Below are 25,110 nucleotides of genomic sequence, written 5' to 3'. Positions count from 1 at the left end.
CCGCAAGCCGACCCGTCAAACCTCGGCGACACCCACCACGTAGTTCTTCCCATAGGCCTTCGCGCATTTGGGGCAGGTGGTGTAGAAAAACCAGATCGATTTCGGCTCGCTGCCGCGGGCGCGAACCAGGTTTTCCATCTGCTCGTGCCAATGGCGGGTCTCTTGGTAGGGGCCTTCAAAGACCTTGGTGACGAAGTCGCCCGAGAGCGTGGTCATCTCTTCTTCCGGTACCGCCTTGGGCACCGCGAACAAGTGCTCACCAGCGAAAGATGAGGTGTCGCGCGAGAGCACGATGGTGTCCGACTCGTCGATGGCGCCCGCGGCTTCCATGTGTTTCTGCACGCGCGAGAAAACCCGGCCCATGTCAACGGGCACATGCATGAGGCTGTGCGTCTTGGCGCGCACGAACGGTTTGTCGCGGAAATGGAGCTCCTGCGCGTCCCAACCCTCGGGGTTGAACTTGGGGCAACAGCCGGTGGTGTTGACCGACATGTCGTAGTGGGGGAGTGCATTGGTCTGCATGGTGGGTCCTTCCTGAATGCTGCGCGTGGCACGCGCACAGCTTTCGTTATAGGCAGCCAGAAGCCAGCGCAGTTGAGCGACATCAATGGGTCGTCACTTCCGCGCTCCTAAACGCAGTTCACAGGCAGGTGGGCGGGAAGAATGTCGGTCTTGTCGGTGCCCAGCGCCTTCATCTTGTCGGGCGCCTTCGCGTGGCCGCAGACCCAGACCACGGGCACGATGGGCGCGTCTTCCACCACGGCCGGGCGCAGGGTCAGCGTCTTGCCCTGCAGGGCGCCATTGGCGCGGTTGCCGAACAGGATGTGGATCGCGCCGCCGTCCACCGTGACCGACTTCACCACGTTGTTGACGATCTTGTCGGCCGCCGGCAGCCCGGCGCTGGCGTTGTCGTCGGGCATGGTCTTGGTGGCGGCCCAGGCGGCGGCCACCGGGTCTTTGGCGATCTTGGCCAGCGGCATGGCCTCGACGATGTTTTCGCGGATGTATTTGCTGGCCAGGTTGGGCACGGCCATGAGCGCGAGGATGGCGATGATGGCCACCACGACCATCAATTCGATCAGCGAGAAGCCGTGGCGGCGGGTGTTGGAGGTGTTCACAAGCGGGCGGGCGACCAGGCGCCGGGTGGGGATGGTGGCATTCTGCGGCATTCGCCGAAGCGGCAGCCCGGCCCAGCGCCAGCAGCACCCGCGCCCCGTCGCCAGACGGCTCACACCCCCGGCGGCATCCTGTCGAACACGGGCACGGTCGGGTCGAGGTGGTCCCAGGCGTGGCCACGCACGCCGTAGGTCACCATCTGCGGCCGGTAGCGGCTCGGGTCGTCCAGGCTGGCGGCGTGCACGGTGAAGAGCTCGGGCATGGCCGCGAACGTGAGGTACACGGGCGATCCGCAGTGGGGGCAGAAGGCGCGGGTCTTCACGTTGCCGCTGTCGCCGACCATGTCCCACTGCTTGGCTTCGCCCTGGAGCGTCACGCGCGCCCTGCTCGGGAAGGTGAGGTAGGAGCCGTGCCCGGTGCCGCTCTTGCGCTGGCAGTCGCGGCACTGGCAGTCGCTCATCACCATCGGTTCGTCGGCGATTTCATATCGGATCGCGCCGCAGGCGCACCCGCCGGTGTATGCGTTGTTCATGCCTTTTTCTCCTCGCCGGCGACGGCGCCGATGTTTTGCACCACTTTTTTCCAGCCTTCGCCCATGCTCTTCAGGGCGCTGTCGTTCTTCGGGGTGACGAAGCCGGAATGGACCAGGCGCAGCCGTGTCCCGTTGTCCACCCTGGAAAGGTGCCAGCTGACCACGGTGTCCAGCCGCGAGCCGTACCCCACGTTGGACTCGTGTCCGCCTTTCCACTCGTAGACGAGCCGCTCGCACGGCACGACCTCCAGCACCTGGCAGTGGATGGTCCCGTCCCACGCACCGGCGGGCTTGGTCTGAAAGGTGAAACGCTTGCCTTTCACCGCTTCGAACCCGGTCGGCGCCATCATCCAGCGGCCGATCAGCTCGCCGGTGGTCAGCGTTTTCCAGAGCGTCTCTGGGGCGTGCGGGAAGACTTCGTCAACCACGATGTCCTGTTTCATGGGTCGATCTCCTTCAGAAGCGTGCGGAGGTTGGTGAATTGCTCGCGCCAGAACACGCCGTAGTGGCTCATCCAGTCGACAAGCGGTGCGAGGCCGTTGGGTTCGGCGCGGTAATAGACGTTGCGCCCCTCGGGGCGTTCGGCGACCAGGCCGGCCTGCTTCAGCGACTTGAGGTGCTGCGAGATGGCACCCTGGGTCACGCCACTGCCCCGGGTGAGCTCGGCCACGGTGATCTCGTCGCAGCTGGCGACCCGCTCGAACACGGCCCGGCGTGTCGGGTCGGCCAGCGTGCGCATGACGGCATTGATGGGGGCGGCTTCAATCATGGGGTCATATTAGTAGCCTCTAATTGATTAGTCAACACTAATTTGTTGAAGCCCTGGTGCGACTGGGCTGCTCACTGCCGCCACCTCTTTCACGGACCACCCTCAGCGTCTTGCGTGCCGATTCGATACAGTGCCCGCATGACCGATCGAACCCCTCCCCTGATTGCGGCCCTGCTGGACCCAGCCCGCTACCCGCACCCGGTGGAGCGCGTCGAACTGATGGAAACGCATGGCGCCTGGGTGCTGCTGGCGGGGGAGCACGCCTACAAGATCAAGAAGCCGGTGCGTTTTCCCTTCATGGATTTCAGCACCCTGGCCCTGCGCCGCCACGCCTGCGAGACCGAGATCCGGGTCAACCGGCGTTTCCAGCAGCACGACCGACCCGCCACGCAGCTGTACCTGGGCGTGCTGCCCATCGTCGGCACGCCGGCGCAGCCGCGCTGGGGCAAGCCCGGCACGGGCGACGAGGCGCAGGCCATCGAATTCGCGGTGCTGATGCGCCGCTTTGACGAGGCCTGCCGGCTGGACCACCTGTGCGAGCGCGGTGCCCTGAGCCCCGAGCACCTGATCGGCCTGGCGCGGCGCATGGCGGCGTTTCAGGCCCGGGCCGCCGTGGCCGGCACCGGCCAGGCCTGGGGCCACCCGACCGCAGCCATGCGCTGGCCGCGCGACAACTTCAGCACCCTGCGCACGGCCTTGACCGCACCCGCCGACGCCGCCCTGGTGCGCGAGCTGAGCGACTGGACCGAGCAGCGCTTCAACGCCATCGAACCGCTGCTCTCCCGGCGGCGCCAGAAGGGCCGCGTGCGCGAAGGCCATGGCGATCTGCACCTGGCCAACCTGGTGCTGATCCAGGGGAACGGCGAGGACGAGGTCCTGCCCTTCGACGCCATTGAGTTCAACGACTCGCTGCGCTGGATCGACGTGGCCAACGACATGGCCTTCGCCTGGATGGACCTGCTGGGCCACGGGTGCCCCGGCCTGGCCAACGTGCTGCTGAGCGCCTGGCTCGACGCCAGCGGCGACGTGTCGGCGCCCACCGTGTGGAGCTTTTTCGCCAGCTACCGCGCCGGCGTGCGCGCCAAGGTGGCTGCGATCCGCCTGGGGCAGTTGGGTGGAAATCCGGCGCGCCCTTCGACCGGCTCGGGGCGGCCGGATGTGCTGGGCACGGCGGCAGAAGACGAGCGTGAGCACTTGCTCTCCGAGGCGCGGCGCTACCTCGCGCTGGCGCGCGACATCGCCCACCCGCCCTCACCGCAACTGATCATCACCCACGGCCTCTCCGGCAGTGGCAAGACCTGGGCCTCCAGCCGCTGGCTCGCCGCCGAAGCCAGCGGGCGCGCGATCCGCCTGCGCTCCGACGTGGAACGCAAGCGCATGCACGGCCTGAGCGCGCTGGCGCCCAGCGGCTCGGGCCTGAACGCCGGGCTCTACAGCCCGCAGGCCCACACGGACACCTACACCTCGCTGCTGGCGCGCGCGCGCCGGCTGCTCGCCGAGCGCTGGACGGTGCTGGTGGACGCGGCCTTTCTGCGCGCGGCCGAACGCGCCGCGTTTGCCGCACTGGCCGATGAACAGCGCGTGCCGTTCCACATCCTCGCCTGCGAGGCGCCGGTGGACCTGCTGCGCCAGCGCATCACCGAGCGGCAGGCGCGCGGGGCCGACGCGTCCGAGGCCACGGTGTCGGTGCTGGAGCAGCAACTGGGCTGGCTGGAGCCGCTGGATGCGGGCGAGCGGGCACGCCTGATCTGAGCGCCCATCCTGTCATGTCTGACAGGTTTCAGCGTCGGCGTTTTCAGGTACATTTTTTTCGCACAAGGAGGGCGAACGGAAAATGGTGGACAAATGGCCACCATTTCCCGAAATCATTTCATCCATCTCAAATCGCCCCCGAATTCCGTGACACGGCGTTGCAGCCGAACGGAGGGGCGGCCCGCTGACCAACCGAGCAAGCCAGACATGCACCCTTCACCCGACGGAACACTTCATGAATGGAACGATGATTCAGAAAACCCTGTAATGCCTGGCCATCAGCGTCCTTGCCGTGCTTGAAACAAACACGATGAACGACATGGAAACCGACTCAAATGGCGCTGCGCCTTTCCAGGCCAATGATGTTCGAGCAGCCTGCGATTCGATTTTGGCCAGTGACCTGTTTCGTCAATCGCCGCGCATAAGTCGTTTGCTGCGTTTTCTGGTTGAAAAAGCCATCTCCGGCACGATTCAGGACACCACGGAATACGCCATTGGTATTGCCGTTTTCAACCGCGATCCCTCCAAGTACTACACCAGCGAAGACCCGATTGTGCGGGTTCAGGTCGGGCGCCTGCGGGCCAAGCTCAAGGCGTACTATGCGATGCCGGGCGCCAACAACGATTGCAGGATATGCATTCCCGTAGGCAGCTACATGCCGTCCATCCAGCGCACCAACGCCGCAAGCGGTTCTTTCAAGCCGCCATCCAGATTCGCGGTGTACCCCTTCAAATGCCTTTCGCACCAAAGCAGCGGGAAGTCCTTCGCGCACGGCTTGCACGACGAACTGGTGCACCAGCTGTACAAGACGTTCGGGGAAATCGTTGTCGCGGGTGCCGATTTCGCGCCCAAAAACGCCGTGCGCGAACCCCATGCGTCTTACGACGCCCTCCACCAACCGATCAAACACCGCCTTGAAGGCAGCATCCAGATCGCCGCAGGCGTCGTCAAAGCGTCCATTCGCCTGATCGATGCGTCCACATGCCATATCACGCTGTCGGAGCAATTCAATCGAAATGGCTCCCTGACCATCGCACTTCAGGAAGACCTCGCTTCTTCCATTTGCGCTTCCCTGAAGCGCTTTTTCCCATAGATTCCAATCGCGCAGTCCCACGAAGTTACCGTAACAACGGTTGGCCTTTACCGTAACGTTACTTATCTGCAACCGCCCGTGCCGTTAACGTTTGCAGCGTCTCATCCAGGGCTTTCCAGAGCGATCCAAAAATCAAGGCACATTGATTGACAGCGCCCCGGCAGAGGGAGGATTGATCGGGCATTCACGGATGATTCTGGAGCAAGTCCGAAAGGCCTTGTGGGTATTCAACGTTCATTTAAAAGGCTATTGCAATGACAGCACTCACCGCATCGGGTCAGACCGCCAACATCCTTGTCGTCATTGATACGGAGTACGTCAAGTCCACCTATTCCAACCCCAGCAAGGACCCGACCAAGCCCACCGGCATCAATCACAACAGCCAGTTCATGATCGCCACCGGAACGCGCGGGATCATCAGCGGCCAAGGAACGGCGGATCTGTCGTTCAAGCTCAACGTCGGTGACTACGCGTCGTTCACCGGCACCTCCGTCTACGCCAATTCGGACGACGCCGTGATCGTCTACGGCATCAAGTACTGGAGCGGCACCCAGGTGTTCAACAGCTTCACGCCCAACGTGATCACCCGCAACCGTGCCGTGCAACCCAATCCGGAGCAGGTCGCGAACGGCGGCATTCCGCCCCTCCAGACGGTGCAGAACTTCAGCAGCCTGGACTCGAAGGTGGGCAAATCGGGCACGGAAAACTTCTACGTCTACTTCGGCCTCTACACGCTGGGGTCGGACGGCCAGACCCAGAACCTGTTCGGGTACTTCTACTGGGACCCCACCATCACCGTGCAGGGTTGATCGGTACCGGCATCGCGGTCACACAAGCACAGTGCCGCCCCAGCGGCACTGTGCTTTTTTATTAGGTGGCTCTTATGGAACCAGAAATTGGCGCTGCATGGATCAATCTGCTCGCCGTCATCGACACCGGCCATGTGAAATCGACCTGCCCCGACCCGAGCCAGGACGCCAAACATCCGACAGAAATCGGCCCCGGCGGGGTGTTCATGATCTGCCCGGGATGGCGCGACGATGCCCCTGAACAGGAGACGGACGAGCCATGCGTCAACATCGGCCATGGAAGCCGGGTCGCGCTGAGGGGGGTTTCCATCTCCAACAACTCGGACGACGCCGTGATTGTTTACGCGGTCGACACCCGGAACGGGGAAGAAAACCGGGTCTCAAAAAGCTTCAAGCCGGTCGTGGTGACGCGGGAAGAGGCGGTACAGCCCGACCCCGATTCGAGCAACGGGGGAATACCGCCCCTTCATGTCGAAACGAATTTCAGCAGCCTGAACGCAAGATTCATCGCCCTGAAATCGAGGGTCCTGAACGCCGACTTCGCCCTGTACACGCTGGCCGAAGACGGCCAATCCCAACAGCTGTTGGGGTACTACTTCTGGAAGTTTCGCGTGCGGTGCGAACAGCCATGAAACGGTGCGAAGGTGTTCACCTACCCGCGCGCTCCAGCATCGCGTGCAGCAGCACGTTGCAGCCCGCGGTGATGTGCTCGGGCTCGGCGCTTTCGATCTCGTTGTGGCTGATGCCGTCCTTGCAGGGGATGAACACCATGCCCGCGGGCGCCAGGCGCGCCATGTACACGGCATCGTGCCCGGCGCCCGAGACGGCGGGCATGTGGCTGTAGCCGAGCTTGGCGGCGGCGCGGCCCACGGCGTCCACGCAGTCGGGGTGGAAGACCTGGGCCGGGTAGTTGGACACCAGTTCGATATTGATGGGCAGGCCCGTGTCCGCGCTGAGCTTCGCGGCCACGGCGCGGATGTCCTGGTCCATGCGCTCGCAGTCGGCGTCGGTGGCGTTGCGCAGGTCGATGCTGAACTTCACCTGGCCCGGGATCACGTTGCGGCTGTTGGGGTGCACCTGCACCATGCCCACCGTGCCGCGCCCGTGCGGTGGGTGGCGGTGGGCGCAGGCCACCACTTCCTGCATCAGGTGGGCGGCGACCTGCAGCGCGTCGCGGCGCAATGCCATGGGCGTGGGGCCGGCGTGGGCCTCCATGCCGGTCACGGTGCAGTCGTACCAGCGGATGCCGAGCACGCCGGTGACGACGCCGATGGTCTTGTGGTTGTCTTCAAGCACCGGCCCTTGTTCGATGTGGGTTTCGAAGTAGGCGCCGATGGGGTGGTCGCCCGGCTCCTGCTCGCCGACGTAGCCGATGCGCTCCAGCTCGCCCTTCACCGTCTTGCCTTCGGTGTCGGTGGCGGCGTAGGCGTGCTCGAGCGTGAAGGCCTTGGCGAACACGCCCGAGCCCATCATCACGGGCACGAAGCGCGAGCCTTCTTCGTTGGTCCAGAACGCCACTTCGATGGGCGCCTCGGTCTCGATGCCGTGGTCGTTGAGCGTGCGCACCACCTCGATGCCGGCCAGCACGCCGTAATTGCCGTCGAACTTGCCGCCGGTGGGCTGGGTGTCGATGTGGCTGCCGGTCATGATCGGCGGCAGGCTGTTGTTGCGGCCGGGGCGGCGCATGAAGCCGTTGCCGATCTTGTCGATGGTGACCGTCATGCCCGCCTCGCGCGCCCAGCGCGTGACCAGGTCGCGGCCTTGCTTGTCCAGGTCCGTGAGCGTGAGGCGACACACGCCGCCCTTGGGCGTGGCGCCGATCTGCGCCAGCTCCATGAGCGAAGCCCAGAGGCGCTCGCCGTTGATGCGCAGGTTTTCAATATTGGGTTTGACTTTGGTGTCCATGGTGTTCTCCAGATGCGTATCAGCAGTCAGCGCGCAACGGCGGTGGGTGCCAGGTCCTGCGCGCGCTTTTGCACCGCCTGGAAGTTGACCCCAAACGCGGGGCGTTTGACGTAACGGCCTGTGCCGGGCTCAGCGCGCAGCTCGCCGTGGGCAAACACCACGCGTCCCTGGCTGATGGTGTGGCTGGGGATGCCGCGCACGGTGCGGCCTTCGAAGATGTTGAAGTCGCCCTTGCTGTGCTGGGTCTTGGCTGAAAAGGTCTTGGTGCCTTGCGGGTCCCACAGCACCAGGTCGGCGTCGGCGCCCTCGCCCACGAAGCCCTTGCGCGGGTAGATGTTGAACAGCTTGGCCGCGTTGGCCGAGGTGATGGCCACGAACTCGCTGGGCGTGAGGCGGCCGGTGTTGACGCCGCCGTCCCAGATGGCGGCCATGCGCTCTTCCACGCCGCCGGTGCCGTTGGGGATCTTGGCGAAGTTGTCCTTGCCCGCCGCCTTTTGCGCGGCGCAGAAGGTGCAGTGGTCGGTGGCGGTGGTGTGCAACTGGCCCGACTGCAGGCCGCGCCACAGCGCCTCCTGGTGGGCCTTGGGGCGAAACGGCGGGCTCATCACGTGGGCGGCGGCGCGGGCAAAGTCCGGGTCGCGGTAGACGCTGTCGTCGATGAGCAGGTGGCCGGCCAGCACCTCGCCGTACACGCGCTGGCCACGTGCCCGGGCGCGGGCGATGGCGTCGGCCGACTCCAGGCAGCTCACGTGCACCACGTAGATGGGCACGCCCAGCACGTCGGCAATCGCAATCGCGCGGTTGGCGGCTTCGGCCTCGACCATGGGCGGGCGCGAGAGCGGGTGGCCCTCGGGGCCGGTGATGCCCATCTTGGCGACCTCCTGCTGCAGCAGGTAGACCAGCTCGCCGTTCTCGGCATGCACCGTGGGCATGGCGCCCAGCTCCAGCGCGCGCTTGAAGCTGTTCACCAGGGTTTCGTCGTCGCACATGATGGCGTTCTTGTAGGCCATGAAGTGCTTGAAGCTGTTCACGCCCTCTTCCTGCACCAGAGTGCCCATGTCGGCGCGCACCTGTTCGCTCCACCAGGTGATGGCGACGTGGAAGGAATAGTCGGCCGCCGACTTCTCGGCCCAGCCGCGCCACTTGCGGTAGGCGTCCAGGATGGGCTCCTGCGGGTCGGGGATCACGAAGTCGATGATGCTGGTGGTACCACCGGCCAGGCCAGCGGCCGTGCCGGTGAAGAAGTCGTCCATGGTCACCGTGCCCATGAACGGCAGCTGCATGTGGGTGTGCGGGTCGATGCCGCCGGGCAGCACGTACTGGCCGCTGGCGTCCAGGGTCTGCGCCCCGGCCGGTGCCAGCTCGGCCGCGCGTTCGCCCACGGCCACGATGCGGCCGTCCACGCACAGCACATCGGCCAGTTGTTCGCGGTCGGCGTTGACCACGGTGCCACCGCGGATCACAAGGGCTTGGGTCATGGGGGTCTCCTTCAGGGTGCGTGCGTTCGGAACGGGAAACCCCGCCGGTGGCCAGGGGCCACGGCGGGGTTGTCATGGGCTCACTTTTTCTTGGCCGTCAGGTAGTAGTAACCGCCGGCCACGGCCAGGCTGAAGAACCAGCCGAAATCGAACAGGCCCAGCAGCAGGCCGGGCACGGCGGCTTTGTCGATCACGCCAGACACCGCCAGGTAACCCGGCAGGCAGGGCAGCACACCCAGGGCAAACGCGATGAGCGCGTTCAGGTTCCAGCCGTTGCTGTACTCGTAGTCGCCGCCCCGGCGGTAAAGGTCGTCCACCTTGAGCACGCTCTTGCGCACCAGGTAGTAGTCCACCAGCAGGATGCCGGCGATGGCGCCCAGCAGCGTGCCGTAGCCGCCCAGCCAGGTGAACAGGTAGCCGCCCGAGGTGGCCAGCAGCTTCCAGGGCATGAACAGCAGGCCGATGACGGCGGCGATCAGGCCGCCGGTGCGAAAGCTGATCTTGGACGGTGCAACCTGGCTGAAGTCGTACGAGGGCGACACCAGGTTGGCGGCGACGTTGGTGGTCAGGTTGGCCAGCAGGATCACCAGCAGGCCGACGCCCGCGGCCACGCTGCCCATCTGGGTGAGCAGGCCGTCGGGGAACAGCTGGGCCTTGCCGTACAGGATGGACGAGGCCGAGAAGCCGATGATGCCCACCATGGAGAACAGCGCCATGGGAATCGGCAGGCCGATGGCCTGGCCCACGATCTGGTCTTTCTGCGACTTGGCGAAGCGCGTGAAGTCCGGGATGTTGAGCGCCAGCGTGGCCCAGAAGCCCACCAGCCCGGTGAGCGCGGCCCAGGTCTTGGGGCCCCCTTCGACCACCTTGGCGGGCAGGTTGAAGAGCTGGCCTGAGGGCACCTTCATCATCAGCACCACCACCAGCAGGAGGGACGCGCCGATCATCAGCGGCGCGGCGATCACCTCCAGCACGCGGATCGACTCGGGGCCTTTCCAGATGAACCAGAGGTGCACCGCCCAGAACGCCAGGAAGCACACGAACTGCGAGGTGCTGATGGTCTGCCCCTCGGCCGGGCCCGCCAGCCCCATGCCCAGGATGTTCAGGAAACCATGCAGCGCGAGCGCGCCGAAGTAGCAGTTGATGGAGAACCAGCCGCAGGCCACCAGACCGCGCAACACGGCCGGCAGGTTGGCGCCTTTCACACCGAACGAGGCCCGCGCCAGCACCGGGAACGGCACCCCATATTTGGGCCCCACGCGGCCGATCAGCAGCATGGGCACCAACACGATGCAGTTGGCCAGGAACACCAGCCACACCGCCATCTGCCAGGTAAAGCCCTGATCCAGCATGGAACTGGCCATGGTGTAGGTGGGCACACACACCACCATGCCGACCCACAGGGCCGCGTAGTCCTTCCAGGCCCAGTGGCGCTGCGCCGCGGTGGTGGGAAGCAAGTCCTCGTTGGCCAGCGGATTGGTCGCCTTGGCGGGAATGGGCCCCGCCGCCTGGGCGGTGCTGCCGATGCTGTTGTTCATGCCTGTACTCCTGTCAAAGACCTCGTGGGTTAACACACAGTCCGCGGTCTGCGCCGGCGCCCCGGAGCTGGCAGATGCGGGGGAAAAGGAAACACAACAGGTGACGGCCCACGCAAGAACCGCACCGGCGCCGTCAGGCGGATGCGCTCACGCGCTGCGGGTTGTTGGGGTGGGTGGTCCAGTTGGCGTATTCACCCGTGACGGTCTGGCCCGTTCGCACGTCCACCTCGCCGGGCGCGAGACTGCGCATGGTGATGCATTCGGGCACCGGGCAGATCGACACGCACAGGTTGCAACCCACGCACTCGGCCTCGTTGATCTCGAACCTGCGCACGCCTCCTTCCTTGGTGAAGGTGATGGCCTGGTGCGAGGTGTCTTCGCACACCACGTGGCAACGGCCGCACTGGATGCAGGCGTCCTGGTTGATCACCGCTTTCTCGATGTGGTTGAGGTTGAGGTTCTTCCAGTCCTTCACCGTGGGCACGGCCTGGCCCTTGAAATCGCCCAGCGTGGCGTAGCCGTGGTCGTCCATGAAGTTGGACAGCCCGTCGCACATGTCCTGCACGATCTTGAAGCCGTAGACCATGGCGGCCGTGCACACCTGCACCGTGCCGCAGCCCAGGGCGATGTATTCGGCCGCGTCGCGCCAGGTGGTGATGCCGCCTATGCCACTGATGGGCAGGCCGGCGGTCTGCGCATCGCGCGCGATCTCGGCCACCATGTTGAGCGCGATGGGTTTCACGGCCGGGCCGCAGTAGCCACCGTGTGAGCCCCAGCCGTCGGTGCTCGGGCTCATCACCATGCGGTCCAGGTCCACGCCCATGATGGAGTTGATGGTGTTGATGAGCGAGACCGCATCCGCCCCGCCCGCCTTCGCCGCGCGCGCGGGCTGGCGCACGTCGGTGATGTTGGGCGTGAGCTTCACGATCACGGGCAGGCGGCTGTAGTGCTTGCACCAGGCCGTGACCATCTGGATGTATTCGGGCACCTGGCCCACGGCGGCGCCCATGCCGCGCTCGCTCATGCCGTGGGGGCAGCCGAAGTTGAGTTCAATGCCGTCGGCGCCGGTGTCTTCCACGAGCGGCAGGATGTTCTTCCAGCTCTGCTCCTCGCACGGCACCATGAGCGAGACGATCATGGCGCGGTCGGGCCAGTTGCGCTTCACGCGTTTGATCTCTTCCAGGTTGGTGTGCAGCGGCCGGTCGGTGATCAGCTCGATGTTGTTCAGGCCGATCACGCGGCGGTCTTGCGACAGGAGCGTGGCATAGCGCGGGCCGTTCACGTTGACGACGGCCGGGTCTTCGCCCAGCGTCTTCCACACCACGCCACCCCAGCCGGCTTCAAAAGCGCGGGTGACGTTGATCTCTTTGTCGGTGGGCGGCGCGGAGGCGAGCCAGAAGGGATTGGGGCTGTGGATGCCCAGGAAATTGCTGCGGATGTCTGCCATGGGGTGCTCCGGTGAAATGCGTTGTGTGCTGGGGTGCTCGTGGGGTGGTGGGCGGTATCTAGGCGAGCCTCAGGCCGCTATTGCCACCGGCACGCTCAGCGCTTCGTGGATGGATAGCGCAGCCACTTTCCCGTGCTCCACGGCTTCAACGGTGAGGTCGCGCCCGCCCGCGCGGCAGTCGCCGCCGGCCCACACGCGCGCCAGGCTGGTGCGGCCAACGGCGTCGGTGGCGATGCGTCCACCCTGCAGCGCGATCGCTTTGCCCACAGGCTCGGTCACATAGGTCTGGCCGATGGCCTTGAGCACCATGTCGGCTTCCAGCGTGAAGGTCTCGCCGGTCTCCACCAGTTGGCCGTCGCGCAGCGCGGTGGCGGCAAAGCGCATGCCCGTGACGGCGCCGTCTTCGCACAGCAGCTCCTGCGGCGCGGCCCAGTGGCGGATGCGCACGCCGTTCGTCTGCGCCCACTGCTGCTCCACGCGCGACGCCGACATGCTCTCCGCGCCCCGGCGGTAGACGATGGTGACTTCTTCAGCCCCCAGCTTGCGCGACTGCACGGCAGCGTCCACCGCCGTCATGCCGCCACCGACCACCACCACGCGGCGACCCACCGGCAGGGTGGAGAGATCGGTGCTCTGGCGCAGTTCGGCGATGAAGTCCACCGCGTTGCGCAGGCCCGTGGCCGTGGGCTCGGCGATGCCCAGCGCGTTCACGCCCTGCAGGCCCAGACCCAGGAACACAGCGTCGAAGCTGGCGAGCAGGCCGTCGAGCGTGATGTCGCGCCCGAGCTGTTGGCCGGTGCGCACCTCGATGCCACCTACCGACAGGAGCCACGCCACTTCCTTCTGCGCGAAGTCGTCCGTGGTCTTGTAGCTGGCCAGGCCGTATTCGTTGAGGCCACCGAGCTTGGGTCGCGCCTCGAACAGCACCACGTCATGCCCCCGCAGCGCCAAGCCATGGGCGCAAGCCAGCCCCGCCGGCCCCGCGCCCACCACCGCCACGCGCTGGCCCGTGGGCGCCGCGCGCTGGAACAGGGGCGCACCCGGCTGGGCAAAGAAGGCATCGGTGGCGTGGCGCTGCAGCAAGCCGATTTCCACCGGTTTGTCTTCGTGGGTGTTGCGCACGCAGGCCTGTTCGCACAGCACCTCGGTGGGGCAGACGCGGGCGCACATGCCGCCCAGCGGGTTGGCTTCCAGAATGGCGCGCGCCGCGCCGCGGTTGTTGCCCTGCGCGATGCGGTGCACGAACGAGGGGATGTCGATGCCCGTGGGGCAGGCCGTGGCGCAGGGCGCGTCGTGGCAGTAGTAGCAGCGCTCGGCTTCGATCAGCGCCTGGGGGCGGGTCAGCGGCGGGTGCGCGTCGCTGAAGTTGACGGCATAGTCCGCCAGGTTGAGGCGGGCGGCGTGGACGCCGCAGGCGCGGCTCGTGGGGGTGTCCATCGGTTTTCCTTGTGGGGCGGGTTCGGGCAACAACAAACGGCATGCGCCGGGCGGTGTGCTCTGCGGCACCCTGACCCTGCGCACAACCACGGCGGTTCGTCGCAATTTACCGACTGGTAAAGTTTTACCAATTGGTGAAATCCCTATAGCAAACGCCATGCCAGAAAACGGCACAGGGCTTGCGCCACAATGGTGCGATGGCAAAAACACCCAACCCATCCGGGCCCGACACAGCACCTTCGAAGGCCCCCACGGCCTCGCGCCTGCGCAAGGAAGCGGCCATCCTGCAGGAGGCCGAAAACCAGTTCGCCCAGTTCGGTTTCGAGGGCGCTTCCCTCGAAAACATCGGCGCCGCCGCCGGCATCAGCCGGCACAACCTGCTCTATTACTTCGCCAGCAAGGAGGCGCTGTACCGGCGCGTGCTCGACGATGTGCTCGACCAGTGGCTGGCCGGCATGGACGAGCTCTCACACGGGGACGACCCCATGCTCGCGCTGCGCGCCTACGTCGGTCTGAAGCTGCGCTTTTCGCGCGAACGCCCCAATGGGGTCAAGGTGTTCACCAAAGAGGTGATCGCCGGTGCACCAAGGTACGGCGAAGCCATCACCGCGCGCGTGGGGCCGCTGCTGCGCAAGGAGGTGCGCACCTTCGAGCGCTGGGCGCGTGAGGGCCGCATCGCACGCGTGAACTTCACGCACCTGATGTTCATCATCTGGTCGGTCACGCAGGCCTACGCCGAACAGCAGGCGCAGTTCGCCCTGCTGCTGGGCAAGCCGGCGCTGACCGCGCGCGACTACGACAACGCGGAAGAACTGATCGTGCACCTGGTGGCCAGCGGGCTGGCGCCGGGGCAACCCGGCGCGTGAAACGGTGCAGCCCCGCAGCACGATGCGCTGCGGGGCTCACCTCATGCCGTGGTATTCAGCGTGTCGCCCAGCGCACTCACCATGCGATCGATCTCGGCCGGCGTGCTGATGAAAGGCGGTGCGAGCTGGATCGTGTCGCCGCCGTAGCGCACGTAAAAACCCTTCTGGTACATGGCCATGGCGATCTCGTAGGGCCGGCGGGCCGGCTCGCCCGGCAGGGGCGCGATGGTGATGCCCGCGGCCAGGCCGAAGTTGCGCACGTCGGCCACGTGTTTCGCGCCCTGCAGGCCGTGCACGGCGTTCTCGAAATGCGGCGAGAGTTCGCGCACGCGCTGCAGGGCGTTGTCGCTCTCCAGCAGGTCGAGCGAGGCGATGCCGGCGGCGCAGGCCACCGGGTGGGCCGAGTAGGTGTAGCCGTGCGGGAACTCCAGCATGTACTCGGGGCCGCCCGCGGCCATGAAGGTGTCGCAGATGTCCTGGCGCACGATCACCGCGCCCAGCGGCTGCGCGCCGTTGGTGACCTGCTTGGCGATGTTGAGGATGTCGGGCGTGACGCCGAAGGCTTCCGAGCCGGTCCAGCTGCCGGTGCGGCCAAAGCCGGTGATGACCTCGTCGAAGATCAGCAGGATGTTGTTCGCGGTGCAGATCTCGCGCAGGCGCTGCAGGTAGCCCACGGGCGGGATCACCACGCCGGCCGAGCCGGAGAAGGGTTCGACGATCACGGCGGCGATGTTCGAAGCGTCGTGCAGCGCGATCAGCGCCAGCAGCTCGTCGGCCAGCGCGGCACCATGCGGCCCGGCCTCGGGTGGCATGCCGCGGTGGAAGCTGCCGTTGGGCGGCTGGGTGTGGGGCAGGTGGTCGGCCTCCACGCCCTGGCCGAACAGCTTGCGGTTGGCCGCGATGCCGCCGACCGAGATGCCGCCGAAGTTCACGCCGTGGTAGCCCTTGACGCGACCGATCAACCGCGTCTTGCTGGCCTGCCCCTTGGTGCGCCAGTAGGCGCGCGCCATCTTCAGCGCCGTGTCGGCCGACTCCGAGCCCGAGCCTGTGAAGAACACGCGATTGAGGCCGGCGGGCATGCGCTCAACGATCTTGTTGGCCAGCTCGAACGCCAGCGGGTGGCCGAACTGGAAGGCGGGCGAATAGTCGAGCGTGGCCACCTGGCGGCTCACGGCGTCGACGATTTCCCGGCGCGCATGGCCCAGGCCGGTGCACCACAGTCCAGAGAGGCCGTCGAAGATCTGGCGGCCGTCGTGGCTGGTGTAGTAGGCGCCCTGGCCGCTGGTGATCAGGCGGGGGTTGGCCTGGAATTCGCGGTTGCCGGTGTAGGGCATCCAGTGCGCCGCCAGCCAGGCGGCGTCGGTGCGGGGCGCGTTCTGCAGGCGCTGGCTGTCGGTCAGGTCCATGGGGGTTCTCCGGGGGGGTTGGGGTTGAGCGCATTCTGGGGCGCACGGTTTACTCGTATAAATGACAACCTATCCACATTGACTTTACAAAACATGCAAGTGAAACACCGGGCCGTGATCGGCCAGCTGGGCGACGTGGACATCCGCCTGTTGCGGGTGTTCAAGGCGGTGGTGGACTGCGGCGGCATGGCCTCGGCCGAGCTGGAGCTCAACATCGCCATGTCCACCATCAGCCGCCACATCAAGGACCTGGAAACCCGCGTGGGCCTGGTGCTGTGCCGGCGCGGGCGCGCCGGTTTCGCGCTCACGCCCGAGGGCCAGCAGCTCTACGAGGCCACCCAGCGCCTGCTGGCCGCCACCGAAGGTTTTCGCGGCAGCCTGCACGACATCCACCAGCGCCTGGGCGGCGACCTGCACGTGGCGGTGTTCGAAAAAACCGCCAGCAACCCGGCCGCGCGCATCCCCGAGGCGCTGGCGCTGCTGCGCGAACGCGCGCCGCAGGTCCAGCTGCACCTGCACGTGAACGGCATCGCGGTGATCGAACGCGGCGTGATGGACGGCCAGTTCCAGCTCGGCATCGTGCCCGAGCACCGGCGCTCGGACAGCCTGGACTACACCCCGCTGTTCGACGAAAACATGCTGCTCTACGCGGGCGCGGGCCACGCGTGGTTCGAGTCGCCCCCGGCCCGGGCCGACTGGCGCGCGCTGCGCCAGCAGCCCCTGGCCGCGCTGGGCTACCACTCGCAAAACATGGAACTGACCCACCAGCGGCGGCTGCAACGCGCGGCCACCGCGTCCGACCAGGAGGGCGTGGCGCTGCTCATCCTCTCGGGCCACTACCTGGGTTTTCTGCCCGATCACTACGCGCAGGGCTTTGTGGCCGACGGTCGCCTGCGCGCCGTCAACCCGGCGCTGCTGCGCTACACCTGCGGCTACAGCGCCATCGTGCGGCGCTCGCCCGAGGCGCTGCGCGTGACGCACGCTTTCCTGGACGGCCTGCGCGAGCTGCACCCGATCGCGCCCTGAGCCGCTGCGGCGCCGCCTCAGCGCCCGAACAGACCGCGCAGGATGTTGATGGCCCCTGGCGCCTGGGGCTCGGGGCGCTGGCCCGTGGACTCGTCGCCCTCGCGGTCGTTGCCGCCCGGTGCCCGCTGGCCGGCGGCCATGCCGGCCATGTCCACCCCCAGCATGGCCATGGTCTGGCTCTTGGTGCGCACGCGCACCGTCCACTCGGGCTTCCAGCCCGCGGGCGGCTTGGCCGGGCGCACCGGGTGGCTGAAGTGGCTCTCGGGGCCGTAGGCGATCATGCGCAGCATGGCCGCGCCGGCCTCGCCCGAGCGGCCCGCCCCGTCGCCCGCGAAGATGCCCTTGGGCACCGCGCATTCGGCGGCACTCGCAGGCAGCAGCAGTTTGTCGCGCACCCACTTGGCCGTGGTCGATTCGCCGAGGTAGTCGAACAGGCCCAGGCCGGCGTCGGCGATCTCCGAGCTGGACCAGAGCACCATGTCGTCCCCGACCATGCCCATGGCGTGCAGGTGGTAGGCGTGGGCGCGGTCCACTGGCTCCCAGCGGAGCTGGATGCTGTCGGTCACGGCGCCCTGGCTCTGCAGCTGGATCGAGGGCATCAGGTCCTGGCCGGGGCCGAGCGTGAAGCCCATGGACTCGGGCACGCCCTCGCCCTGCACGCGGTGTTCGCCCTGCAGCGAGCTTTCAGCGCTGGGGTTGACCTGGTTTTTCTCGTTCGGGTACAGCGCGTGCTGCGCCCCCACGCGGGCCGCGCGCTCCGGCGCGTGGCGCCCGGCCAGCACCTGGGCCCATTTGGCCGGGTCGCCGCCGAGATTGGCGATGCGCGGCTGGCCGGGGCGCACGGTGGGGCTGCAGCCCCAGTAGACCAGGATGCGGCCTTTGATCTCGGGCGGTTTCCCGGGGTCGGCGTCGCCCGCTTCGCGCTCACCCGGGTTGGGGGGCACCAGCGGCAGGGCCTCGCCCATGCGCATGCCCGGCGGGATGGCCAGCGCGGCCTCGACACCGGGCCGCCGCGGGTTGAGCAGGGCCACATCGACCACGCGCGTGGGCGGCATGCCGCCGCCCATGCGGCTCTGGTCCGTCCCCTGCTGGATGAAGCGCCCGCTGGCGTGGCCGTACTGGCGCAGCGCGGCGCTGCTGCCCGTGACCTTGCCCATGAGCCCACCGAGAAAACCGCTGCCGGACTGCATGAACTCGGGCATGCCGGCGAAGGTGGAGGTGGACACATCGACCCAGAGCTGGGTGGGGGCGGTCTGCGCCAGGGCGAACGGTGCGGCGAGTGCCGTGGCCAGGCCCGCGGAGCAGGCGGCGAGGCGACGGGCGGGGGTGGAAGGGCGGTTCATGCGGGTCCTCCGGGGTTCGGTGTCGCTGCCAGCACATGGGTACTCCCCCACGGCGCAGGGGAGAACAGGCAGCAGGCAACACCGGCAGCGGACGGCATGGGCCTGCGGGGCCCTGCTCCCGGCCCCGATTTTTGATCTTACGCCGCCGCCTGCAAAAAGCGAGCTGGACAGCCCCCTGCGCGACACCGCGGAAGAATTTTCAAAGCCAGAGGGCCGGGTTTCACAAGCCTTTTCCGGTCCGCCTCGCTAACATCGCGGGCAGTTCACCCAACGACACTCCCGGAGACAAGCCCCATGACCGTGATCACCAACATCGAAGACCTGCGCGTGCTGGCAGAAAAACGCGTGCCGCGCATGTTCTACGACTACGCCGATTCCGGCTCCTGGACCGAGAGCACCTACCGTGCCAACGCCAGCGATTTCCAGAAGATCAAGCTGCGCCAGCGCGTGGCGGTCAACATGGAAAACCGCAGCACCGCCAGCACCATGGTCGGGCAAGAGGTGTTCATGCCGGTGGCGATCGCGCCCACGGGCCTGACCGGCATGCAGCACGCCGACGGCGAGATCCTGGCCGCGCGCGCCGCGCGCCGCTTCGGCATCCCGTTCACGCTCTCCACCATGAGCATCTGCTCGATCGAAGACGTGGCGCAGCACGCCGGCCAGGGCTTCTGGTTCCAGCTCTACGTGATGAAGGACCGCGCCTACATCGAGCGCCTGATCGACCGCGCCAAGGCCGCCAACTGCTCGGCGCTGGTGCTCACTCTGGACCTGCAGATCCTCGGCCAGCGCCACAAGGACCTGAAGAACGGCCTGTCGGCACCGCCCAAGCTCACCGTCGCCAACATCCTCAACATGATGACCAAACCCCGCTGGGGCCTGGGCATGCTGGGCACCAAGCGCCACGGCTTCGGCAACATCATCGGCCACGTGAGCGGCGTGGACAACATGGGTTCCCTGAGCGAATGGACGGCCAAGCAGTTCGACCCCGCGCTCAACTGGGGCGACGTGGAGTGGATCAAGCAGCGCTGGGGTGGCAAGCTCATCCTGAAAGGCATCCAGGACGTGGAAGACGCCAAGCTGGCCGTGGCCTCGGGCGCCGACGCGCTCATCGTCAGCAACCACGGCGGGCGCCAGCTCGACGGCGCGCAATCCAGCATCGAAGCCCTGCCGGCCGTGGTGGACGCGGTGGGCAGCCAGATCGAGGTGCACATGGACGGCGGCATCCGCAGCGGGCAGGACGTGCTCAAGGCCCGAGCGCTGGGGGCGCGCGGCGTCTACATCGGCCGCCCCTTCCTCTACGGCCTGGGCGCCATGGGCGAGGCCGGCGTCACCAAGTGCCTGGAGATCATCCACCGCGAGCTGGACCTGACCATGGCCTTCTGCGGCCACACCAAGATCGAGACGGTGGACAAGGGCATACTCCTCCCCGGTACCTTTCCCACCTGATCCGACCATGACCGACACCCAGCCCCCCGCCAGCACCGAACCCATCGCCAGCCCCGCCTCGCGCCGCGTCAGCCCCTGGTGGCGCGCGCTGGCCATCTTTCTGCTGCTGGTGTTGCTGGTGGGCTGGGCGGCGAGCAGCAGCATGATGACGCAGCTGCAGGCGCAGATCCAGCACGCCCAGGCCCGGCTGACCGAAGTGCCGCAGATCCGCCAGGTGGCCGTGCTGCTGGACGACCAGCAAAAGCCCGCCATGCTCGCGACCCACAACCCCAAAGACGGCGCGCTGCTGCTGCAACGGCTCAACGACGTGAAAGAGGGCCGCGAAGACAGCATGCAGCTCTGGGCCATCGCCGGCGACGCCGCGCCGCGCTCGCTGGGCGTGATCGAAAGCAAATACAAGACGCTGCAGATGCCGGTGAAAGAGGCCGATCTGCAAGGCGTGACCGAGCTGGCCGTCAGCGCCGAGAACAAGGGCGGCGTGCCCGCCGGCACCGGCCCCAGCCTGCCCTGGCTGTTCAAGGGCTGGCTGGTGCAGAAGTCGATCTGAACCGCGACTTGGCCAAACGCTTCCCCATCAACCCAGCCCACCCCGAGCGCAACTGCTGGGGCTGCGACCGCTTCTGCGCGGCCGATGCCCTGCTGTGTGGCAACGGCTCGGAGCGCACCCAACACCCGATCGAAACCTTCGGCCCGGGCTGGGAAAGCTGGTCAGGCATTCCCGGGGACATGGAAGACGACACGCCTGCGGCAGAGGCGCCTGCCGCCGATGCCCGCGCCACCGGCTGAACCCATCCAGCCCGGCGTGGCCTGCCTGCGACCGATCACCTCAGTTTTCCAGCTTCCGGAGCCCCCCCGACGCACGAAGCGGTGCCACCCAGGGCACCGCCGGGCCGGCTTTGCCGGACGGCCAGTGCCGCCCCCTGGGGGGTAGCGCGAAGCGCTGCGGGGGGTGCCTTACCTCAATTCATACTCGAACGTGCTCACCACCCGCAGCCGCTTGGTGCGTGAGCTGCCATCGTCAAAGTCGTTGCCGTCGTCGCCGGTGATGCGGATCGCGCCCTGGTTGGCGTTTTTCAGGGGGCCGAGGCGGGCGCCGGCTTCGGCAGCGAACTTGTCGGCCTGCTCGCGTGCGTTGCGCGTGGCTTCGGCCAGCAGCGGTGCCTTGATGTCGTTGAAGCCGCGCAACTGGTAGCGCGGACCGCTGGCGCCCTCGCCCTCGCCGCCGAGCTGCATGCCGCTCTGGATCAGCGGGTCCACCGCCAGCGCCGCTTTTTCGACCTCGCCCACCCGCGCCGATTTCACCAGCACCTGGCCCGTGCCGTTGAAGCGCAGCGGCTGGTTGCCCTGCGCGTATTCGCGCGCAAACAGGTCCTGCACCTGCAGCGGCCGGGCTTCCACCTCGGCCTCGGTGAAACCGCGCTGTTGCAGGAAGGCCAGCACTTTGTCGCGGTCGGCCGCGAGCGCCTGTTGCACGCTGCCGAACTCGTTGCCGGCGCGCCGAAAGCTCAGTGTCCAGATGGCGAAGTCGCTCTCCACGTCCTTCTCGGCCAGGCCCTTGACGGTGACCGAGCGGTCCGACATGCGAAAGCGCTCCAGGCCCTGGCTCACCGCGAAGCCGGCGGCGGCGATGCCCGCGCCCACGAGCAGGGCGGCGATCAGGCGGGACAGTGTGTTCATGTTTCAACTCCCGGAAAAAAGGCGGTGCGACGGCGCCGCTCTGGTCGGCCATCTTAGACGGCGGCGCGGCGCATCCACAGCGCTATGCTTGGCGCCGTGACCCGACCCGCCCACCCGACCGACCCCCTGCCCCGGCGCATCGCGCACCTGGACATGGACGCGTTTTTCGCGTCGGTGGAGCTGCTGCGCTACCCGCAGCTCAAGGGCCTGCCGGTGGTGATCGGTGGCGGGCGGCGGCGCGAAGACGACGTGCTCGCCCGCCTGCGCGAGGCCTACCCGGAGCGCGATTGGTCCGACGGCGACCTGAGCCGCATCCCGCTCGACTTCTTCCCCCGCCTGGCCAGCTACACCGGGCGCGGCGTCATCACCACCGCCACCTACGCGGCGCGCCAGTTCGGCGTGGGCTCGGCCATGGGGCTCATGAAAGCGGCCAAGCTCTGCCCGCAGGCCATCCTGCTGCCGGTGGACTTTGACGAGGTGCGCCGCATCTCACGCCTGTTCAAGAGCACCATCCTGGAGATCGCGCCGGTGATGGAGGACCGCGGCGTGGACGAGGTCTACATCGACTTCACCCACGTGCCCGGCGGCCAGCGCGAGGGCGGGCGCGTGCTGGCGCGGCTCATTCAGAAGAGCATCTTCCAGGCCACCGGCATCACCTGCTCCATCGGCGTGGCGCCCAACAAGCTCATCGCCAAGATGGCGAGCGAATTCAACAAGCCCAACGGCATCAGCATCGTCTGGCCCGAGGACCTGCAGGACAAGATCTGGCCGCTGCCCTGCCGCAAGGTCAACGGCGTGGGGCCCAAGGCCGACGAGAAGCTGCAGGGGCATGGCATCCACACCATCGGCGATCTGGCCGCGCGCGAGCCCGGCTGGCTGATCGAGCACTTCGGCAAGAGCTACGGCCGCTGGCTGCACGCCGTGAGCTGGGGCCGCGACGACCGCCCGGTGGTGACCGAGAGCGAGCCGGTGAGCATGAGCCGCGAGACCACGTTCGACCGCGATCTGCACGCCGTGCGCGACCGCGCCGAGTTGGGCGCGGTGTTCACGCGGCTGTGCGAGCAGGTGGCCGATGACCTGCAACGCAAAGGCTACGCCGGCAAGACCATCGGCATCAAGCTGCGCTACGACAACTTCCAGAGCGTGACGCGCGACGTGACCATCGACCACTTCACCGCCGACGCCGCCACCATCCGCCGCCAGGCGGGGCTGTGCCTCAAGCGCGTGGACCTCTCGCGCCGCATCCGCCTGCTGGGCGTGCGCGTGGGCAAGCTGGTCAAACCCGGGACAGAAGACGGGCCACACGCGGGCTACAGTGAAAACACCATCGCCAAACCCCGAACCGCCAAAGACAAGGCCACCGATGAACACACCGACCTGCTTTTCCCTGAGCTCGACTGACGACCAAGTGGCCCACCTGGTGCTCAACCGGCCCGACACGCTCAACACCATGCACCCCACCTTCTGGCGTGAGCTGGACGAGGTGCTGACCCGCATCCACACCGAGGGCACGGCGCGCGCGCTGGTGATCAGCAGCACCGGCAAACACTTCAGCGCCGGCATGGCGCTGGAAACCTTCAGCGGCGCCATCGCCATGGACGACCAGAGCCCCGAAGGCCGCGCCGCCATCTTCGACCTGCTGACCGACATGCAGGCCACGTTCACGAAGATCGAGAACCTGCGCATCCCGGTGATCTGCGCCATCCAGGGCGGCTGCATCGGCGGCGCGGTGGACATGGTCACGGCCGCCTGCATCCGCTACGCCACGGTCGACGCGTTTTTCTGCATCCAGGAAATCAACATCGGCATGGTGGCCGACGTGGGCACGCTGCAGCGCCTGCCCAAGCTGATCCCGTTCGCGGTGGTGAAGGAAATGGCCTACACCGGGCGGCGCCTGCCGGCTGCCCGGGCGCTGGCGTATGGGCTGGTGAACGAGGTGTTCGACACACCCGAGGCCATGCTGGCCGCGGCGCTGCAATGCGCGAAAGAGATTGCGGGCAAACCGCCGATCGCGATCTGGGGCACCAAGCAGGCGGTGGGCTACGCGCGCGACCACTCGGTGGAAGACAGCCTGCGCCAGATGGGCTGGCTGCAGGGCGCGATCTGGAGCAATGCGCATGTGCGCGAGTCCATCATGGCCATGAAGGAAAAGCGCGCCGGCGACTTCACGCCGCTCTCGCCGCTGCAGTCGTTCAAGGCGCTGGGCTGAACGACCGCGGCATGTTCACGGGGCGCAGTTGCCGCCTCGGGACACCGTGCCGTCCTTGCATTCGGTCAGGATGTCATCGTCGCGCGACGGACGCGGCTTGGCCGCGGGCTGCACCGACGGCGGCGTCACGCGGGCGGACGCCGGCCCCCTGGCGTACACGATCTGCTTCGTGCCGTTGCCACACGAGCCCACCACCTCACCCACCACGGCCGCGCCCGCGTCCACCGTGGTCACCGAAAAGTTCGTCACGCCGGTGGCGCTGATCTGGGTCTCGATCTTCGCGCGCAGCGGCTCGCAGTTGTCGGCCCAAGCGGCACCGCTGGCGAGCAGGGCCGCAAAGACAGGGAAGGAACGTTTCAACATCGGATTCGGGGCCCGCGCCCGGTCTGCAAAAAGGCGAGTCTACCGATGACCGGCCGCGAGGGCCAGATGGCATCCCGCACTCACGCCGCCAACAGCGCCTCCAGCCGCTGCAGCCCGGCCACCACCTGCAGACAGGCCTCGGCCGCCTCGGTGCCCTTGACGGCGAAGTGGCGCAGGAAGTACTTGCGGTGCTCGGCATGTTCGTGGAAGTGGTGCGGCGTGAGCACGGCCGAGATCATGGGCACGCCGGTGTCGAGCTGCACGTCCATCAGCGCCTGCACCACGGTCTGCGAAACGAAATCGTGGCGGTAGATGCCACCGTCCACCACCAGCGCGCTGCCCACCACGGCGGCGTAGCGGCCCGAGCGCGCCAGGCGCTGGGCGTGCAGCGGGATTTCAAACGCGCCGGGCACGTCGAACACGTCGATGCTGGCCGACCCGAAACCGGCGCTGGCCATGGTCTCGAAGAAGGCGTCGCGGGCCTGGTGCACGATGTCGGCGTGCCACGAGGCCTCGACAAAAGCGAAGCGCAGACCCGGCGGCAAGGCGGGCAGTGGCGCAGCGGGGGAAGAAGGAACGGAAGCAGCGATGAAAACTGTCTGATTCATGGTGGCCTCATGGCAAAGAGGGTGGCACAGAATCAGGGCGCACAAGCACACGCGCCCACGGCGGCGCAACAGCACCGCCCGGGCAGCATGCTCGCGCTCTCTTGCATCCGGACTGTGACCGTCGGTCCCGGGATCTCACCAGGTCTGCTGACCCTGCGCACCGAGATGCGCAGGCGCTCGCGGCACTCGTGCGGTCGTGGTGGAACACCACGCCGCCATCACCGCCGGTGGGGACTTTCACCCCGCCCTGAGAACGCTTGTCGCCCGGCACGGCGGCCGGGCTCCGGCAT

General features: G+C 67.2%; 26 protein-coding genes and 1 riboswitch. Of the genes, 11 read left to right on the top strand and 15 right to left on the bottom strand.

Features of this window, described 5'->3' with window-relative positions:
* Nucleotides 1–15: 15 nt before the first annotated feature.
* The 5 genes from KIH07_RS09270 to KIH07_RS09250 form a co-directional block, all read right to left on the bottom strand.
* Nucleotides 16–522, bottom strand: a complete 507-nt coding sequence (locus KIH07_RS09270) for a hydrolase (RefSeq protein WP_226491694.1) — start codon at nucleotides 520–522, stop codon at nucleotides 16–18.
* A 107-nt stretch (nucleotides 523–629) separates the two neighbouring features.
* The gene (locus tag KIH07_RS09265) at nucleotides 630–1,169 is read right to left on the bottom strand and encodes a pilin (protein ID WP_226491693.1); all 540 of its coding nucleotides are present in this window, start codon (nucleotides 1,167–1,169) and stop codon (nucleotides 630–632) included.
* 59 nt (nucleotides 1,170–1,228) lie between these two features.
* Nucleotides 1,229–1,648, bottom strand: a complete 420-nt coding sequence (locus tag KIH07_RS09260; protein WP_226491692.1) for a GFA family protein — start codon at nucleotides 1,646–1,648, stop codon at nucleotides 1,229–1,231.
* Nucleotides 1,645–2,091: an SRPBCC family protein gene (locus KIH07_RS09255; protein ID WP_226491691.1), complete on the bottom strand. Its 447-nt coding sequence runs from the start codon at nucleotides 2,089–2,091 to the stop codon at nucleotides 1,645–1,647. The genes KIH07_RS09260 and KIH07_RS09255 overlap by 4 nt, the downstream gene beginning before the upstream one ends.
* A complete protein-coding gene (locus KIH07_RS09250) occupies nucleotides 2,088–2,417 on the bottom strand; it encodes an ArsR/SmtB family transcription factor (RefSeq protein WP_264181825.1) in 330 nt (109 codons plus the stop codon). Before KIH07_RS09250 ends, KIH07_RS09255 begins: the two co-directional genes overlap by 4 nt.
* 138 nt (nucleotides 2,418–2,555) lie before the next feature.
* On the opposite strand from KIH07_RS09250, the gene KIH07_RS09245 reads away from it, so the two are divergent.
* The 4 genes from KIH07_RS09245 (at nucleotide 2,556) to KIH07_RS09230 (ending at nucleotide 6,703) form a co-directional block, all read left to right on the top strand.
* The gene (locus KIH07_RS09245; RefSeq protein WP_226491690.1) at nucleotides 2,556–4,169 is read left to right on the top strand and encodes an AAA family ATPase; all 1,614 of its coding nucleotides are present in this window, start codon (nucleotides 2,556–2,558) and stop codon (nucleotides 4,167–4,169) included.
* Nucleotides 4,170–4,479: 310 nt separating this feature from the next.
* Entirely contained in the window at nucleotides 4,480–5,262 is a 783-nt protein-coding gene (locus KIH07_RS09240; protein WP_226491689.1) for a hypothetical protein, read from the top strand.
* A gap of 254 nt (nucleotides 5,263–5,516) precedes the next feature.
* On the top strand, nucleotides 5,517–6,071 hold the full coding sequence (locus KIH07_RS09235) for an inclusion body family protein (RefSeq protein ID WP_226491688.1): 555 nt from the start codon (nucleotides 5,517–5,519) through the stop codon (nucleotides 6,069–6,071).
* Nucleotides 6,072–6,145: 74 nt separating this feature from the next.
* Nucleotides 6,146–6,703: an AidA/PixA family protein gene (locus tag KIH07_RS09230; protein WP_226491687.1), complete on the top strand. Its 558-nt coding sequence runs from the start codon at nucleotides 6,146–6,148 to the stop codon at nucleotides 6,701–6,703.
* A gap of 16 nt (nucleotides 6,704–6,719) precedes the next feature.
* On the opposite strand, the gene KIH07_RS09225 is transcribed toward KIH07_RS09230, so the two are convergent.
* The 5 genes from KIH07_RS09225 to KIH07_RS09205 all read right to left on the bottom strand — a co-directional run bounded on the left by KIH07_RS09225 (nucleotide 6,720) and on the right by KIH07_RS09205 (nucleotide 13,876).
* Nucleotides 6,720–7,976: a Zn-dependent hydrolase gene (locus KIH07_RS09225; protein ID WP_226491686.1), complete on the bottom strand. Its 1,257-nt coding sequence runs from the start codon at nucleotides 7,974–7,976 to the stop codon at nucleotides 6,720–6,722.
* A gap of 26 nt (nucleotides 7,977–8,002) precedes the next feature.
* Entirely contained in the window at nucleotides 8,003–9,454 is a 1,452-nt protein-coding gene (gene hydA, locus KIH07_RS09220; RefSeq protein WP_226491685.1) for a dihydropyrimidinase, read from the bottom strand.
* 80 nt (nucleotides 9,455–9,534) lie between these two features.
* On the bottom strand, nucleotides 9,535–10,992 hold the full coding sequence (locus tag KIH07_RS09215) for an NCS1 family nucleobase:cation symporter-1 (protein ID WP_226491684.1): 1,458 nt from the start codon (nucleotides 10,990–10,992) through the stop codon (nucleotides 9,535–9,537).
* A gap of 133 nt (nucleotides 10,993–11,125) precedes the next feature.
* Entirely contained in the window at nucleotides 11,126–12,439 is a 1,314-nt protein-coding gene (gene preA, locus KIH07_RS09210) for an NAD-dependent dihydropyrimidine dehydrogenase subunit PreA (protein ID WP_226491683.1), read from the bottom strand.
* A gap of 69 nt (nucleotides 12,440–12,508) precedes the next feature.
* A complete protein-coding gene (locus tag KIH07_RS09205; RefSeq protein ID WP_226491682.1) occupies nucleotides 12,509–13,876 on the bottom strand; it encodes an NAD(P)-dependent oxidoreductase in 1,368 nt (455 codons plus the stop codon).
* A gap of 197 nt (nucleotides 13,877–14,073) precedes the next feature.
* Between KIH07_RS09205 and KIH07_RS09200 the strand changes: the two genes are divergently transcribed.
* The gene (locus tag KIH07_RS09200; protein WP_226491681.1) at nucleotides 14,074–14,742 is read left to right on the top strand and encodes a TetR/AcrR family transcriptional regulator; all 669 of its coding nucleotides are present in this window, start codon (nucleotides 14,074–14,076) and stop codon (nucleotides 14,740–14,742) included.
* A 41-nt stretch (nucleotides 14,743–14,783) separates the two neighbouring features.
* Here KIH07_RS09200 and KIH07_RS09195 read toward each other — a convergent pair whose 3' ends face one another.
* Nucleotides 14,784–16,148 carry an aspartate aminotransferase family protein gene (locus KIH07_RS09195; protein WP_226491680.1) on the bottom strand — a complete coding sequence of 455 codons (1,365 nt, stop codon included), beginning with the start codon at nucleotides 16,146–16,148 and terminating at the stop codon, nucleotides 14,784–14,786.
* A 93-nt stretch (nucleotides 16,149–16,241) separates the two neighbouring features.
* Here KIH07_RS09195 and KIH07_RS09190 point away from each other — a divergent pair, with 93 nt between their 5' ends.
* Nucleotides 16,242–17,174: a LysR family transcriptional regulator gene (locus KIH07_RS09190; protein WP_226491679.1), complete on the top strand. Its 933-nt coding sequence runs from the start codon at nucleotides 16,242–16,244 to the stop codon at nucleotides 17,172–17,174.
* A 17-nt stretch (nucleotides 17,175–17,191) separates the two neighbouring features.
* Here the strand turns inward: KIH07_RS09190 and KIH07_RS09185 are convergent, their stop codons facing one another.
* Nucleotides 17,192–18,517, bottom strand: coding sequence for a hypothetical protein (locus KIH07_RS09185; RefSeq protein ID WP_226491678.1), 1,326 nt, complete (start codon nucleotides 18,515–18,517; stop codon nucleotides 17,192–17,194).
* A 294-nt stretch (nucleotides 18,518–18,811) separates the two neighbouring features.
* On the opposite strand from KIH07_RS09185, the gene KIH07_RS09180 reads away from it, so the two are divergent.
* The 3 genes from KIH07_RS09180 to KIH07_RS09170 are packed head-to-tail and all read left to right on the top strand — an operon-like array spanning nucleotide 18,812 to nucleotide 20,749.
* Nucleotides 18,812–19,963: an alpha-hydroxy acid oxidase gene (locus KIH07_RS09180; protein ID WP_068174554.1), complete on the top strand. Its 1,152-nt coding sequence runs from the start codon at nucleotides 18,812–18,814 to the stop codon at nucleotides 19,961–19,963.
* Nucleotides 19,964–19,970: 7 nt separating this feature from the next.
* Nucleotides 19,971–20,510, top strand: coding sequence for an anti-sigma factor (locus tag KIH07_RS09175; RefSeq protein ID WP_226491677.1), 540 nt, complete (start codon nucleotides 19,971–19,973; stop codon nucleotides 20,508–20,510).
* An 8-nt stretch (nucleotides 20,511–20,518) separates the two neighbouring features.
* Complete coding sequence (locus KIH07_RS09170; protein WP_226491676.1) at nucleotides 20,519–20,749, top strand: DUF3079 domain-containing protein; 231 nt, start codon at nucleotides 20,519–20,521, stop codon at nucleotides 20,747–20,749.
* A gap of 168 nt (nucleotides 20,750–20,917) precedes the next feature.
* On the opposite strand, the gene KIH07_RS09165 is transcribed toward KIH07_RS09170, so the two are convergent.
* On the bottom strand, nucleotides 20,918–21,640 hold the full coding sequence (locus KIH07_RS09165; RefSeq protein ID WP_226491675.1) for an SIMPL domain-containing protein: 723 nt from the start codon (nucleotides 21,638–21,640) through the stop codon (nucleotides 20,918–20,920).
* A gap of 84 nt (nucleotides 21,641–21,724) precedes the next feature.
* Here KIH07_RS09165 and KIH07_RS09160 point away from each other — a divergent pair, with 84 nt between their 5' ends.
* Both KIH07_RS09160 and KIH07_RS09155 read left to right on the top strand, forming a co-directional pair.
* Nucleotides 21,725–23,041 carry a Y-family DNA polymerase gene (locus KIH07_RS09160; RefSeq protein WP_413465724.1) on the top strand — a complete coding sequence of 439 codons (1,317 nt, stop codon included), beginning with the start codon at nucleotides 21,725–21,727 and terminating at the stop codon, nucleotides 23,039–23,041.
* Nucleotides 23,004–23,849, top strand: coding sequence for an enoyl-CoA hydratase-related protein (locus KIH07_RS09155; RefSeq protein WP_226491674.1), 846 nt, complete (start codon nucleotides 23,004–23,006; stop codon nucleotides 23,847–23,849). The genes KIH07_RS09160 and KIH07_RS09155 overlap by 38 nt, the downstream gene beginning before the upstream one ends.
* 15 nt (nucleotides 23,850–23,864) lie before the next feature.
* On the opposite strand, the gene KIH07_RS09150 is transcribed toward KIH07_RS09155, so the two are convergent.
* Together KIH07_RS09150 and KIH07_RS09145 are read right to left on the bottom strand one after the other, a co-directional pair.
* Nucleotides 23,865–24,212, bottom strand: a complete 348-nt coding sequence (locus KIH07_RS09150) for a DUF1161 domain-containing protein (RefSeq protein WP_226491673.1) — start codon at nucleotides 24,210–24,212, stop codon at nucleotides 23,865–23,867.
* An 80-nt stretch (nucleotides 24,213–24,292) separates the two neighbouring features.
* Entirely contained in the window at nucleotides 24,293–24,820 is a 528-nt protein-coding gene (locus tag KIH07_RS09145) for a 6,7-dimethyl-8-ribityllumazine synthase (protein ID WP_226491672.1), read from the bottom strand.
* 91 nt (nucleotides 24,821–24,911) lie between these two features.
* A riboswitch (FMN riboswitch) is annotated at nucleotides 24,912–25,079 on the bottom strand.
* Nucleotides 25,080–25,110: the final 31 nt, after the last annotated feature.

Origin of the sequence: Hydrogenophaga taeniospiralis (assembly GCF_020510445.1) — a bacterium.
Classification (GTDB): domain Bacteria; phylum Pseudomonadota; class Gammaproteobacteria; order Burkholderiales; family Burkholderiaceae_C; genus Hydrogenophaga.
The sequence above is the reverse complement of the archived record's forward strand: the minus strand, read 5'-3'. Positions and strand labels throughout refer to the sequence as shown.

Bases quoted from the DNA above. Each gene is read 5' to 3' on its own strand.
- KIH07_RS09270 (WP_226491694.1), bottom strand. From the start codon at position 522: ATGCAGACCAATGCACTCCCCCACTACGACATGTCGGTCAACACCACC.
- KIH07_RS09265 (WP_226491693.1), bottom strand. From the start codon at position 1,169: ATGCCGCAGAATGCCACCATCCCCACCCGGCGCCTGGTCGCCCGCCCG.
- KIH07_RS09260 (WP_226491692.1), bottom strand. From the start codon at position 1,648: ATGAACAACGCATACACCGGCGGGTGCGCCTGCGGCGCGATCCGATAT.
- KIH07_RS09255 (WP_226491691.1), bottom strand. From the start codon at position 2,091: ATGAAACAGGACATCGTGGTTGACGAAGTCTTCCCGCACGCCCCAGAG.
- KIH07_RS09250 (WP_264181825.1), bottom strand. From the start codon at position 2,417: ATGATTGAAGCCGCCCCCATCAATGCCGTCATGCGCACGCTGGCCGAC.
- KIH07_RS09245 (WP_226491690.1), top strand. From the start codon at position 2,556: ATGACCGATCGAACCCCTCCCCTGATTGCGGCCCTGCTGGACCCAGCC.
- KIH07_RS09240 (WP_226491689.1), top strand. From the start codon at position 4,480: ATGAACGACATGGAAACCGACTCAAATGGCGCTGCGCCTTTCCAGGCC.
- KIH07_RS09235 (WP_226491688.1), top strand. From the start codon at position 5,517: ATGACAGCACTCACCGCATCGGGTCAGACCGCCAACATCCTTGTCGTC.
- KIH07_RS09230 (WP_226491687.1), top strand. From the start codon at position 6,146: ATGGAACCAGAAATTGGCGCTGCATGGATCAATCTGCTCGCCGTCATC.
- KIH07_RS09225 (WP_226491686.1), bottom strand. From the start codon at position 7,976: ATGGACACCAAAGTCAAACCCAATATTGAAAACCTGCGCATCAACGGC.
- hydA (WP_226491685.1), bottom strand. From the start codon at position 9,454: ATGACCCAAGCCCTTGTGATCCGCGGTGGCACCGTGGTCAACGCCGAC.
- KIH07_RS09215 (WP_226491684.1), bottom strand. From the start codon at position 10,992: ATGAACAACAGCATCGGCAGCACCGCCCAGGCGGCGGGGCCCATTCCC.
- preA (WP_226491683.1), bottom strand. From the start codon at position 12,439: ATGGCAGACATCCGCAGCAATTTCCTGGGCATCCACAGCCCCAATCCC.
- KIH07_RS09205 (WP_226491682.1), bottom strand. From the start codon at position 13,876: ATGGACACCCCCACGAGCCGCGCCTGCGGCGTCCACGCCGCCCGCCTC.
- KIH07_RS09200 (WP_226491681.1), top strand. From the start codon at position 14,074: ATGGCAAAAACACCCAACCCATCCGGGCCCGACACAGCACCTTCGAAG.
- KIH07_RS09195 (WP_226491680.1), bottom strand. From the start codon at position 16,148: ATGGACCTGACCGACAGCCAGCGCCTGCAGAACGCGCCCCGCACCGAC.
- KIH07_RS09190 (WP_226491679.1), top strand. From the start codon at position 16,242: ATGCAAGTGAAACACCGGGCCGTGATCGGCCAGCTGGGCGACGTGGAC.
- KIH07_RS09185 (WP_226491678.1), bottom strand. From the start codon at position 18,517: ATGAACCGCCCTTCCACCCCCGCCCGTCGCCTCGCCGCCTGCTCCGCG.
- KIH07_RS09180 (WP_068174554.1), top strand. From the start codon at position 18,812: ATGACCGTGATCACCAACATCGAAGACCTGCGCGTGCTGGCAGAAAAA.
- KIH07_RS09175 (WP_226491677.1), top strand. From the start codon at position 19,971: ATGACCGACACCCAGCCCCCCGCCAGCACCGAACCCATCGCCAGCCCC.
- KIH07_RS09165 (WP_226491675.1), bottom strand. From the start codon at position 21,640: ATGAACACACTGTCCCGCCTGATCGCCGCCCTGCTCGTGGGCGCGGGC.
- KIH07_RS09160 (WP_413465724.1), top strand. From the start codon at position 21,725: ATGCTTGGCGCCGTGACCCGACCCGCCCACCCGACCGACCCCCTGCCC.
- KIH07_RS09155 (WP_226491674.1), top strand. From the start codon at position 23,004: ATGAACACACCGACCTGCTTTTCCCTGAGCTCGACTGACGACCAAGTG.
- KIH07_RS09150 (WP_226491673.1), bottom strand. From the start codon at position 24,212: ATGTTGAAACGTTCCTTCCCTGTCTTTGCGGCCCTGCTCGCCAGCGGT.
- KIH07_RS09145 (WP_226491672.1), bottom strand. From the start codon at position 24,820: ATGAATCAGACAGTTTTCATCGCTGCTTCCGTTCCTTCTTCCCCCGCT.